We start from the raw sequence: 12,127 nt of genomic DNA, 5'->3' as shown, positions 1-12,127 counted from the left end.
ATACTGCAAGTGCAGTATACCCAGTAGGTGATCAGGAATTAATCATTAATTCCCGTCCATTTTTTTGAGATTTTCTTGCCATTTCTGTGTTTTATATTCTAGCAATTTTGCGTAGCCAGCATCCTGTGCATCTGCTTCTGCTTTATCCAGGACGGAAATGACTTCCGCATCATCTTTAGCATAAAGGGCTTTAGCTCTTGCCTCTAAGTAAATATCTTCGACACGCTGACGGATAATTCCTTCCTCACTATCCGGCATTGGATCCAAATTGATGAACTCTGTAGCGTTCGATTGTGTTTTCCATGTAATTTCATGCTGCCAACGTGTAGACCAGTTACGCTGTTCTTCGGGCAAAGTGCTTTCGAATTTAGCTTTTGCTTGGTCAACATAAATCGTGTTACCAGTCCACTGAATATTGGTTGTGATCGCTTGCAATTTAGCCAAACCTTCTGCATCGGTTGTATATTGTTCTGTGAACTTTGGTGTTAAGCCATCATCTTCAAGGCCTTGCCAATATTTTCCTTCAGGTCCCCACATCTGGATACGTTGTCCTTCAGGACTTGTATACCAGTCGAGGAAAGCAAAGAGAGCTTCCGGATCTTTCGCTGATTTTGTAATTACGCTTACGTTCCATCCGAGCTGAGTATACGTACCCGGGAAGATTTTGTTTTTATCTAGTCCCTCTTTGTGAATCGGCCAGATCATAAAGTAACCTGCTTCAGGGTCGTTAGCTGTCAGCAAAGGATGAGCGTTCATCGCATTTTCCGTAGGACTTGCAGAAGCATATACAGCCACTCTGCCCGTATTCATCTTTTCTTTTACCTGGTCGGCGGTTTGTGTCATCGCATCTTGGGACATCAATTTCTCACGGAACAATTTAGCAGAATACTGCATAGATTCCCGGAATATCGGATCCGTAAAGATGGAAGTCAGTTTATCACCTTGAGGTACGCCGCGAATACCAATCCAGCGACTTTGCGCATTTTCAGCAAAAGCGGTGTACAATATGTCCAGTCCTTGTCCGTCTTTCGCTAAATGTGGGTCAAACGGAACTACATTTGGATACTTTTCTTTAACCATTACCAGGTACTTGTACAAATCATCTGTTGTCTCCAATTTTGGAGAGCCCAATTCTGTATAGATTTTTTTGTTGACAACATAACCGGCATTACCGTACGGCTGGCTTGAATACCAGTTCGGGAACTGATACAGTTTGCCGTCTTCCGAACGAAGCATATTAATCCCGGCTTCTCCGAGCCATTCTTTCAGATTCGGATATTTATCAAGATACTCATCGTAAGGAACCAGCAAGCCGGCCTGGCGAAGCTTCTCTACATCCGAGCCGCGGTCCATCCAAATAATATCAGGCAATGAATTCGATGCAATCATCGTATTGAATTTTTGGGCTGCGTTACCACCGGATTGAATCGGTGTTACGTTAACTTTCATAGTTTCCTTGATGTACTTTGAGGCATCGTCTCCACCCCATGGAGGCATCGTATACCAATCATAATGACCATACAAAGTAAAATCCAAGGGGTTTTGGCCTACAACGTATTTGCTTTCTGTTGTTGGAGTTTCTGTCTTCTCAGGTTCTTTAGCCCCTTCGCTTGCTGTTTTTCCCCCAGTGCCTCCAGCACATCCGGTAAGTATCATTGCTCCTGCCAACAAAGCCGTCATTGTTGACGTCAGTGCCCTTTTTTTCAACCTCATCTCTCTTTCTTCCCCTTTCGCAATGCCCATGGTTTTATGTTAAAGCTTTAGCTTTTAACATCGATTATGAAGCAACTCTACTCTTTTAATGAACCTACCAATACACCTTTGACAAAATATTTTTGAACAAAAGGATATACCATAATGATAGGTAATGTGGCAATCATCATCGTAGCCATCGACAGTGACTTAGATGTGACACTCTGCATTTTTTGAAGTTGGCCCTGTGCCGCTGAATCCAAGTTACCGATCTGATCCGATACGATATTCGTATTAAGGATTTGTTTAAGCATCGTTTGTATTGGCAACAGATTTTCATTGTTGATGTAAATACTCGGATAGAACCAATCATTCCAATGGTTAACTGCTGTAAATAAAGACAAAGTAGCGATGACTGGACCTGAAAGCGGAAGCACGATCCGGAAGAACGTTCCCCAGTTGCCGCATCCGTCGATTTTGGCTGACTCCTCCAAGCCACCGGGAAGTCCTTGAAAAAAGGTTTTAAATATAATCATGTTCCAGACGCTAACCAGTGACGGTATGATAAACACCCAGAAGGTATCCATTAATCCCAGGCTGCGGGTCAACAAGAAACTCGGAATCAATCCACCACTGAAGTACATCGTGATGATGCACAAGATCATGTAATATCTACGGCCGATCAACTCTTTTTTAGTCATGCCATAAGCTAAGATCGCAGTCGTAATGATTGATGCAATTGTACCTACAACGGTCCGCATCACGGAAATATAAAAGCCGTTCAGCAAGCGTTCATCGTTAAATACAATTTTGTAATTCTCCAATGTAAATTCCCTGGGCCAGAAGGTAATGCCGCCAAGCGCTGTATCGGCACCTTTGTTAAATGAGATAACCGCAGCATTCCAGAACGGATAAAATGTTGAGAATGCAAGCAACGCCAGAATGACATATATCATGATGACCATTAGACGGTCTCCAAAACTTAGACGTACCAAGATAATTCGCTCCTTTCAACTAGAGGCCTAAATACTACCATAGACTGTTTCCTGATTTACGTGCAACGAAGTTCGCTATGGTCAACAGACCGACGCTGATTACGGCTTTGAACAGTCCGACTGCGGTAGCGTATGAGAAACGGGAATTCTGAATACCGACTCGATAAACGTATGTATCAATAACATCAGATACCTCACGGAGAACCGGATTCACACCAAGGAGCAAAATGTCTTCGAAACCAGCAGTAAGCAAGTTACCGATCGCAAGAATCATAAAGATGATAACAACCGGCATAATCGTCGGAAGTGTAATCGTAAAAATCTGACGTAACTTACTTGCACCGTCCATATCAGCCGCTTCATACATAGACGGATCAACACCCGCAATGGCAGCCAGATATACAATCGAAGCAAATCCGATTTCCTTCCAAACCCCTGTCGTCACCAGAATGCCCCAGAAGTATTCAGGAATGGATAGAAAACTTACCGGATCTTCGATAAGATTGAGCTTTTGCAGCAGTATATTGATACTTCCGTTATCTGTGGACAGGAGAGACATTACAAAACCTGACACAATAACCCATGATAGAAAATGCGGAAGATAGCTGACAGTTTGTACAATTCGTTTAAATGCCATATGCCGGATCTCATTCAGCATCAAAGCGAGCAAGATCGGAGCTGGAAACCCGATAAAAAATTTCAAAAGACTGATGGCAATGGTGTTTCTCATGACATTAAAAAATTCAGGAGACTCGAAGAACATCCGAAAGTGCTTAAGTCCTACCCATGGACTCTCACCCATACCTCCAAAGAGATTATAGTCTTGAAAAGCCATTAGCACGCCATACATTGGAATGTAGCTAAAGATGAAAATGAGCAACATTGCTGGAAGTACCATCAATTGAATATCCCACTGTTGTATAAACCGGATCAGGATGTTGTTTCGTTTCCGTCTTGGAACATGTTCCCTTTCAACGGATATCTGAGCCATGTCTGTTCCTCCCCCGACTGATTTCTTGTATGCTTTAATTCTAGCGAAATGAAACCGCTCTTACTATTTGCCTATTCAACGAAATATGATACTCAACAATCGAGTTGTGAAGCGTTTTCACTTATTGACCATTAAAGGCACAAAAAAAAACCCGAAGCGAAAGTGCCGCAACGGGTTATACATAACAAAACAAATGATACTAAACAACGGTCAACTGGAGGATGTAGCATTCTTCGACCTTACCGGAGGAAGCAGCTTGCTCATATTGACGGTTCTTTTAACCTCCCATGTATCGGGCTGATCATGTTCATATTGTTCCAAATACGCGATAACTTCCTTGGTAATCGGTGTTGGCGTAGATGCACCAGACGTGACCGCAACCTTACTTATGCCTTCGAGCCACTCACGCTTCAGTTCCGTGATATCACCGATTCGGTATGCCGTTACTCCTGCAATCTCCTCGGATACCTGGGCAAGCCGATTCGAGTTGTTGCTGCGCGGATCGCCCACGACGATAACGAGATCAGCCTGACCTGCTTGTTCGGCCACCGCTTCCTGCCGGACCTGTGTCGCGAGACAGATTTCATTATGAATTTCGGCACCTGGGTATTTCTCCAGCAGCCGTTTCATAATGTGTTTGATGTCCCACTGGCTCATCGTCGTCTGGTTTGTGATGATTATCCGGCCAGGATCCACTTGCAGAGTGTCTATCTCTTCTTCCTTCTCTATCAAATGGACGTGATTCGGAGCAACACCTATAGCGCCTTCCGGCTCGGGATGACCTTTCTTGCCGATATAAATAATCGAATACCCTTCGGCTACCTTCTCTCGAATTAAATCATGCGTCTTTGTTACATCCGGACAAGTTGCGTCAAGCGTTGTCAGACCCCTATCACGGGCCAGCTTGCGCACTTCCGGCGAAACGCCGTGAGCCGTAAATATGACGGTGCCTTTGTCGACCTGATTCAATATTTCCATCCGGTTCGGACCGTCCAGTGTTATAATGCCCTCGTCCTCAAAGGACTGCGTAACATGACTGTTATGAACAATCATACCTAATATATATATAGGCCGCGGAAGATCCAAATTTTTCGCTGCCTGCCGTGCCAGTACCATTGCGTCCACAACGCCGTAACAGTAACCGCGCGGAGAGATTTTGATCACTTCCATGGTCTTCACCTGCTTTCTGCTTATGCGTCACAATCCCTTTCATTATACTCTATTCCAGCGGAGGAGCAAAGATTGTCGGCAGCCAGACGATGAACGTGCTTCCTTCTCCCCGTCTAGTTACGACTTCTACCGATCCCTCATGCACGTCGATAATCCATTTCGCAATCGACAATCCAAGCCCGGTCCCCTCGGTTACCCCCCTGGATTGATCAGCACGGTAAAACCGTTCAAATATATATGGAATTTCATCCTTGTCCATCCCGATTCCTGTATCCAAAAAGCGGATACCTACCTGGCCCTTGTACAGGATTACATCCAGTCTGACCTCACCCTCCGGTGTATATTTAAAGCCATTTTCTATAAAAATGAACAGCATCTGCTGCAAATAGTCGCGGTTACCTTCCACGTAAACCCCATTTAGCACCGACAAATCGCCGGTATGCCACTCGGCCTTCCTCGGAAGGAAATTGGCCCGTCGAACCACCTCTTCAATTAATGGCTGCAGAGCTATAGGATCCTTCTCGAAGGTCTGACCCGTATCCGCACGCGCAAGGGAGAGCATATCGGACAACAGACGGCTCATTCGTTTCGCCTCATCTGAAATATCCCCAACAGCCTCAACGACTATCTGCTTCAACGTTTCCTCATCCATATCCGGGCGCTCGGATGGTGATCCGGCCCAGATTTTATGAAGCAAATCTACATTTCCCCGGATGGTCGTAAGAGGTGTCCTCAGCTCATGAGACGCATCCGAGACAAATCTGCGCTGTGCCGCGTAGGCATCGTCCAATTCTTTATAGAAACCTTCCGTTCTTTCTAGCATGCCGTTGAATGTGCCAATAAGCCTTCCAATCTCATCCTGTGGGCCGTCATACTCAATCCTGACACTGAGATCTGTCCCTTTCTGAATCTGGTTGGCGGCATCGGCTACCGTTTGAATCGGTTTCATCGATTTTCGAGCCAGGAAAAGACCTAGGGTCGAAGCAATGATGAGTGTAGCCAAGGAACCTGTGAACAGAATGGATTTCAGCCGGGCGAGCGTTTTTTCAACGCTCCCAGTATAGGCTCCGACCTGAAGCCATCCGTATATCTGGTTATCCTGTGTATAAACAAAGTCTTGATACACAATAAACGGGTACCCTGCGACATTCTTCTTTTTGAAGCCCTGCTCCTTTTTCGCTTTGGAGACCGTAGGAACTTCGAATTCAAGCCCTCTAAGCCTCATGTTATCTGACAACCACGTTCGCTCATTTTGATACGTGTAGGATTGAACGTAAAGGTCCGCCTCCTCCATACGCATCGTGGAAGATCGGTCCGGGGTAAAGCCCATACTGCCGTCTTCATTGATGGTGGGCACAGGGCGGATTTTGTTATACTGCTGCTGAATCCGCGATTTCAATTCATCATAGGTGTATAAATGAACAAAACCATACACAGCCAGACTGAATGCAAGCAGCGTTATAAACAGGATACCGGAGTACCATGCTGTAAGACGCAGCCGAATAGACATGTTACGTATCCCCCCGTAAAATATACCCCGCTCCGCGGATCGTCTGTATCAACCTTTTACCACCGTGCTCTTCTGTTTTTTGACGAAGCATTGCGATATAAACTTCCAGTACATTCGATTCGCCGCTGTAATCATAGCCCCAGATTTTATCCATAATCAAGTCACGGGACAACACCCGCTTTGGATTCATCATAAACAAATGAAGGAGCTCAAATTCTTTGGCCGTCAGCTCCAGTCTTTTCCCGTCCCGGATTACTTCTCTTGCATCGGCATCCATAGTCAGGTCCTCATACATTATTTTCTGTGTCCCTGACTCTTCGCCCGTTTTCCGGCGTAGTAGCGCTCGAACGCGCGCAAGCAGTTCCTCAAGTGCAAACGGCTTGACCAAATAATCATCCGCTCCTGTATCCAGTCCCTTAACCCGGTTTTCGACCTCGTCTTTCGCGGTAAGCATCAATACGGGGATCTTGCTTCCACCTTCTCTAAGCCTGCGGAGCGCTTCAAATCCATCCACCTGAGGCATCATGACGTCCAATATTACAACGTCCGGCTCTTCTTTCAGCACCATTCTCAAACCTTCAGCACCATTTGAAGCCGTATGGACGTCATACCCTTCAAAGGCAAGGCCGCGCCTTAGCATAGAAATAATCTTCTCATCATCATCTACTATTAAAATTCGGGATCGCATTCGGATATCTCCTCTTATTTGTGTTCTATCGTTTCTCTTACAACCCCATTATATCCATGCCCTAGAGAACAGCACAAGCGGAAGGGACTCTCCCTTCCGCTTGTCTCCTTGTTTTCTTTATGGCTGTTGCTGCTGGGAAGTTTCGAATTCATTCCGGTCACCGATCGTTAACGGCAGATCCAGTTTCTTCCCGTTCCGCACCACATTCAGCGTAATCTTATCCCCGACTTTCTTCGATTGAATAAACTCAATCAAATCCTGGGATGTAGCGTATTTCGTCCCATCAGCTCCTGTGACAATATCATACTGGCGGAGATCCGCTTCATAAGCCGGGGAACGGAATACAATACTATCAACATAAGAACCTTCCGTCACATCCGTACCGAGCTGCTGAGATACTTGCGGTGTCAAGGTTCCAAGTCTTGCTCCGATGAAAGGAATTGGGGTTTTCGGAACCTCTTGATCATTTTTGAGATAATCCAGAACTTCGCTGATCGTCTTGGAAGGGATCGCGAATCCGATACCCTGCGCCTCTGAACTAACTGCGACATTCATGCCGATGACCTCACCCTTCAAGTTAAGCAGTGGGCCGCCTGAGTTTCCGGGGTTAATTGAAGCATCGGTTTGCAGCAGATGTTCATAGTTCCGGTCCTTCTCACCATTCTGACCTGAAATATCAATATCACGCTCTTTGGAGCTAAGTACACCGGCTGTTACCGTATGTTCAAAACCATGCGGGTTACCAATGGCAACCAGCCACTCTCCGACTTTCAGATCATCCGAATCTCCGAGATTTACAGCTGGAAAATCTCCATCTCCTTCGATTTTCAATACGGCTAAGTCCAGCTCATAACTCGAGCCAAGCAGTTTGGCTTCATAAGGTTTTTTGTTATCCTGGAGAGTAACTTGAATGACATCAGCGCCGTGAACCACGTGCTCATTCGTTAAAATGTATCCGGACTTGTCGAAAATAAATCCGGAACCGATACCAGATGGCTGCAGCTGAGAAGATTCATTGTTGCTGCCTTCATTGCTGCCGTTGCTTCCTTGGTTCGACTGATCGCCGAAGAAGTAACGGAATAACGGATCATCCATATTCGAGCTGTTTTGTCTTTGCCCATTACTCTTTACAAGCGTTTCAATCAGTACGACGGCAGGACTCGCTTCATCAACTACGGACGCTACATCGCCGGGGTTAGAAGGGATTTGCGCTGACGTCGTAGAAGCACTGTTCTCATCTGCAGGTGCCAGAGCCGACTTTACGTTCTCATTTCCGGCTGCCTGGGACATGATTGCGGCTTCAGGAGTGAACAGATTAGCTCTGTCTGCTGCAAACATCAGACCGGTAATAACGAGCATACCTGCAAGGAATGACAGGAGCACTGTTTTAACAGAACTCTTTGGTTTATGATTGAAGTTCCATTGTCCGCTCGAGGTCTTCTCTGGAAGGGAACCCCCTCTGCCGTTTCCACCTCCATCTCCCTGGCCAGAAGCTCCGGCTGAATAGCTTGGGGATGGGACGGGTCTTACCGGCTGTGGAGCTGTGATCTCCACTTCTTGCGGTTCACGTCGTCCATTAGAATCATGCCCTTCATTCCGGTCATCTTCACCACTGATAGACTTAAACGGGCCATACGAATAATAATAAGAAGAGTTGTCCGATGACTGATCCAGACGTTCTTGCGGCTCATTGGTTTGTTCCTCATCATTCTGACCAAACCGATTTCTCTGATCGTCCATATTCTTACCTCCTATTAGATCACCTGACCATCTGCAGGTGTTTAATGTTTTATCTGTTCTTATTGTGTACTATAAACCTTAATAACACCTTAAAAACAATTAAAAGGGAGATAAAAACGGATAAAACAAAAAAATAAAATTTACAATCAGTTTGTATTAACCCATCCTTTTCGGTGAGCGTAAATAGCCAGCTGTGTCCGGTCATCCAGCTCGCATTTCATCAGCAGATTACTGACATGAGTTTTGACCGTTTTAATACTGATATGAAGTTCTTCGCCAATTTCCTTGTTGCTTTTTCCTTCGGCTATAAGTAGAAGCACTTCCTTCTCACGTTCCGTAAGTCCCGAGTGATCTTCCTGAACCATATGTTGGCGGATTCCCCGGGTCAAAGCTTCCGATACATCCTTCGTCATAACAGGCATCCCCCGGTATGCACCCTGCAGAGCATAGATAAGTTCATCTGCAGAAACGGTTTTCAGCACATAACTGACCGCGCCCGCTTCAACGCATTCCACCACCAGGTTATCCTCCAAAAAGCTTGTCAGGATGACAATCTTCTGCTCTGGAAATTCCGTCATGACCGCCCGTGTCGTTTCGGCTCCGTTCATAACGGGCATCATCAGATCCATCAATATCAGATCAGGCTTGGTCTCCACCTCAACGTTTCTAAGATATTCAAGTACTTCTAATCCATTTGCAGCTTCCCCGATCACTTCAAAAGACGGATCCAGTGACAAATACGTTTTCAATCCCATCCGAACCATATCATGATCATCAACAAGCAGTATTTTGATCACACTCATTTATTCTCCCCCTATCGCTCCTGATGAATCCAGCCCGTCCCGACTTTTTTCACCAGAATCAGCGCGTCCTTCATCCTCACCCAAATTTTCAAACAACGGTATATGTACTCTGACAGTCGTTCCAGCCCCCCGGCGGCTGATGATATCCACTTGGCCTCCTAGTTTTTCGGCCCGTTCACGCATCGTAGACAAGCCATACGAGCCCTGTCTTTGTGTCATTTCATCAAAGCCCATTCCGTCGTCGCTTATGCTTAACACGACCCGTTTCTGTTCCTCACGGAGCGACATGCTCACAAGACTCGCACCGGCATGCTTCACAATGTTAGCCACAGCCTCCTGAATAATGAGAAAGAGCTGATGCTCTATCGCTTCGGATAGCCCGTCATACAGCTCAACATCCTTCACACCTTTTAAGCTGTTTTGACGGCAATAGTCAGGAAACCAACGCTCCAGCGCTTCTTCCAATGTTTTTCCCTCAAGCTCGACCGGTCGCAGCTGAGCGATTAAAGCTCTCATTTGTTTCTGGGCTGTATGTGACATCGAGATCAACTGCTCCAACACTTTATCGCCATGCTCCGGATTTTTTTTCATGACACCTGGCAGAGAGGATGCCGACATATGAATAGCGAACAGCTGCTGACTGACCGTGTCATGCAAATCCCGGGCCATTCTTCTGCGTTCTTCCAGAACAGCAGCTTCCGCAGCGATTTCTTTTTCAATAACATCCTGTTCCCCAAGCCGCTGAAGAATTTTCATTTTCTTCTCAAGCGCTTCTGTCATACCATTAAATTCTCCATACACCCGTGCAAATGAAGCATCCTCCGCAGCCGGCATCCGTACAGTCAGATTGCCCTTAGCAACCTGCAGCATATTCAAATGCAGCAGGTCCAGCGGCCTCTGAATACGCTGGCCTGCGATATATCCCGCAATTCCTGTAAACAGAACGATACCGACCGTGTAATAGACCCACAGCCGGTTATCTTCAATTATAATGTACCCTCCTTGGTCTGCGACATATAAAAACACAGCCACCGCAGCTCCAATCAACAAAAAGTAAAGCATTAGCACCCACTTAGTGTTCTTAATAAAACTCATATTCTTACCCTACCTTGTTCACTTTTACATCACCAATAAATACGCTGACGTTGATACGAAGCTTCTTTCCTGCTTCCCTGTAGTGCGGGCTTTCCATCCCAGCGCTGCTCATGAAACCGCTGCGGGTCTGCCCAAGAACCGACATATCGCCGATAAATGAACTCGTTTGTACATATACGCCAAGATCCGAATCATTAGGAACAAACACCTTAACATCTCCGATAAAAGCCGAAATATTGATTTTGGTTTCCCCATAAGGAATTTGAGCTTTGGTTAAATCCAGCACCGTATCCCCAATAAACTGCGAAATGTTAGTCGGTTTGAGGGTGAAATATTCATTCCCCATATGCACGTCGCCGATAAAGGCTGATTTATTTATCGTATCGCCATGATTCCATCCATGGTCATTCCAGCTTTCCTTACGCTCTCTGTACTCTTTATGATCATACTTATGATGAGCCTTATGATGATGCTGTTCATGGATGATGAATTCCTCCTGCTCCGGTCTAGAATCTTTCTCCCGGTCTTTCTTTTTTCCAAAAGTCCGTTCAAACATTTCATCCAGCGAAGATTCCATTTTCGGTGCTTGCGGAACCTCTGGGATATCATTCACTCTTTTGTCCTCTTCCCTTTTATAGTGCTTGGGTGGACTTGGCGGTTGGTGATTCTTTGGCTTAAAAATGACTGATAACCCATACCCGATTAATATGACAGGAAGCGCATATTTTACCAGGTCCCCAAACGAAAAGTCGACCATGTCTAAGTTCCGTCCAAGAAAAAACAGACCGATAATCAGCGGCACTATTGATCCCCACATCGCTCCTCCATGTTTCGGACGAGACATAAATCCCTGCAGTCCGACCCAAATCAGAATTACTGGCCAATATGTGGAAATCAGGTGTCCTAGATTCAAATCAATAACGCCCATTTGTTGAAGTATAAAGTACACTCCCACGCCAATGAGAAGAAGCCCGCCAGTCAGTTGGTTCCATCCTCTTCTATTCATATGCAGCATCCTCCTGCTTTTCATTTCGTATTTTTCCTTTGATTACAGTGTACAACAAGTGATACTGCATGGATAGCGGCGGCGGGATGAAACATGCCTCGGTCTCGGGACCGAGGCAAATGGATCATTATGGAAAAACAAGACCCCCGCATATATTTGCGAAGGTCTTGTTTGCGTTAAGCATATGATGCTGATGTTTAGCGGTTAGCTCTGTTTGTGCTACTCTCGCCGAACTCGGCAAACTCAGCGTCAAACTTTTCGTTTGGCGTCTTAAAGTTCTCTTGAACTTTCTGGGAGCCTTTTTGGGAGACAGAAGTGCTATTCTCCTCAGCAAACTCGGCATTAAACTTTTCGTTTGGGGTTTTGTAGTTTTCCTGCACTTTGCTTTTCTTAGCCACGGTATTCACCTCCCTGTTCAGCAATACCATCATCCTCTT

11 protein-coding genes are annotated in these 12,127 nt (G+C 45.7%); all 11 read right to left on the bottom strand.

Going from position 1 to position 12,127, the window contains the following annotated elements; all coding sequences use genetic code 11:
- Positions 1 to 45: 45 nt before the first annotated feature.
- Positions 46 to 1,713, bottom strand: a complete 1,668-nt coding sequence (locus tag B9N86_RS05755) for an extracellular solute-binding protein (protein ID WP_208920116.1) — start codon at positions 1,711 to 1,713, stop codon at positions 46 to 48.
- Between the two features lie 77 nt (positions 1,714 to 1,790).
- Positions 1,791 to 2,687 carry a carbohydrate ABC transporter permease gene (locus B9N86_RS05750; protein ID WP_208918163.1) on the bottom strand — a complete coding sequence of 299 codons (897 nt, stop codon included), beginning with the start codon at positions 2,685 to 2,687 and terminating at the stop codon, positions 1,791 to 1,793.
- 34 nt (positions 2,688 to 2,721) lie between these two features.
- Positions 2,722 to 3,678, bottom strand: a complete 957-nt coding sequence (locus tag B9N86_RS05745; RefSeq protein ID WP_208918162.1) for an ABC transporter permease — start codon at positions 3,676 to 3,678, stop codon at positions 2,722 to 2,724.
- Between the two features lie 210 nt (positions 3,679 to 3,888).
- Complete coding sequence (locus B9N86_RS05740; RefSeq protein ID WP_208918161.1) at positions 3,889 to 4,848, bottom strand: 4-hydroxy-3-methylbut-2-enyl diphosphate reductase; 960 nt, start codon at positions 4,846 to 4,848, stop codon at positions 3,889 to 3,891.
- Positions 4,849 to 4,897: 49 nt separating this feature from the next.
- The gene (locus B9N86_RS05735) at positions 4,898 to 6,358 is read right to left on the bottom strand and encodes a sensor histidine kinase (protein WP_208918160.1); all 1,461 of its coding nucleotides are present in this window, start codon (positions 6,356 to 6,358) and stop codon (positions 4,898 to 4,900) included.
- Position 6,359: 1 nt separating this feature from the next.
- Positions 6,360 to 7,046, bottom strand: coding sequence for a response regulator transcription factor (locus B9N86_RS05730; RefSeq protein WP_208918159.1), 687 nt, complete (start codon positions 7,044 to 7,046; stop codon positions 6,360 to 6,362).
- 117 nt (positions 7,047 to 7,163) lie between these two features.
- Positions 7,164 to 8,786, bottom strand: coding sequence for a S1C family serine protease (locus tag B9N86_RS05725; protein ID WP_208918158.1), 1,623 nt, complete (start codon positions 8,784 to 8,786; stop codon positions 7,164 to 7,166).
- A 146-nt stretch (positions 8,787 to 8,932) separates the two neighbouring features.
- Positions 8,933 to 9,589 carry a response regulator gene (locus tag B9N86_RS05720; protein WP_208918157.1) on the bottom strand — a complete coding sequence of 219 codons (657 nt, stop codon included), beginning with the start codon at positions 9,587 to 9,589 and terminating at the stop codon, positions 8,933 to 8,935.
- Positions 9,590 to 10,684, bottom strand: coding sequence for a sensor histidine kinase (locus B9N86_RS05715; protein ID WP_208918156.1), 1,095 nt, complete (start codon positions 10,682 to 10,684; stop codon positions 9,590 to 9,592).
- A 4-nt stretch (positions 10,685 to 10,688) separates the two neighbouring features.
- On the bottom strand, positions 10,689 to 11,696 hold the full coding sequence (gene liaF, locus B9N86_RS05710; RefSeq protein WP_208920115.1) for a cell wall-active antibiotics response protein LiaF: 1,008 nt from the start codon (positions 11,694 to 11,696) through the stop codon (positions 10,689 to 10,691).
- A 191-nt stretch (positions 11,697 to 11,887) separates the two neighbouring features.
- Positions 11,888 to 12,088: a hypothetical protein gene (locus B9N86_RS05705; RefSeq protein ID WP_208918155.1), complete on the bottom strand. Its 201-nt coding sequence runs from the start codon at positions 12,086 to 12,088 to the stop codon at positions 11,888 to 11,890.
- Positions 12,089 to 12,127 lie beyond the last annotated feature (39 nt).

The sequence above is a fragment of the Paenibacillus uliginis N3/975 genome, assembly GCF_900177425.1.
GTDB lineage: Bacteria > Bacillota > Bacilli > Paenibacillales > Paenibacillaceae > Paenibacillus_AQ > Paenibacillus_AQ uliginis.
This window is presented reverse-complemented; position numbering and strand designations above follow the sequence as displayed.

Coding starts and splice junctions, on each gene's coding strand:
- B9N86_RS05755 (WP_208920116.1), bottom strand. CDS start 1,713: ATGAGGTTGAAAAAAAGGGCACTGACGTCAACAATGACGGCTTTGTTG.
- B9N86_RS05745 (WP_208918162.1), bottom strand. CDS start 3,678: ATGGCTCAGATATCCGTTGAAAGGGAACATGTTCCAAGACGGAAACGA.
- B9N86_RS05740 (WP_208918161.1), bottom strand. CDS start 4,848: ATGGAAGTGATCAAAATCTCTCCGCGCGGTTACTGTTACGGCGTTGTG.
- B9N86_RS05735 (WP_208918160.1), bottom strand. CDS start 6,358: ATGTCTATTCGGCTGCGTCTTACAGCATGGTACTCCGGTATCCTGTTT.
- B9N86_RS05730 (WP_208918159.1), bottom strand. CDS start 7,046: ATGCGATCCCGAATTTTAATAGTAGATGATGATGAGAAGATTATTTCT.
- B9N86_RS05725 (WP_208918158.1), bottom strand. CDS start 8,786: ATGGACGATCAGAGAAATCGGTTTGGTCAGAATGATGAGGAACAAACC.
- B9N86_RS05720 (WP_208918157.1), bottom strand. CDS start 9,589: ATGAGTGTGATCAAAATACTGCTTGTTGATGATCATGATATGGTTCGG.
- B9N86_RS05715 (WP_208918156.1), bottom strand. CDS start 10,684: ATGAGTTTTATTAAGAACACTAAGTGGGTGCTAATGCTTTACTTTTTG.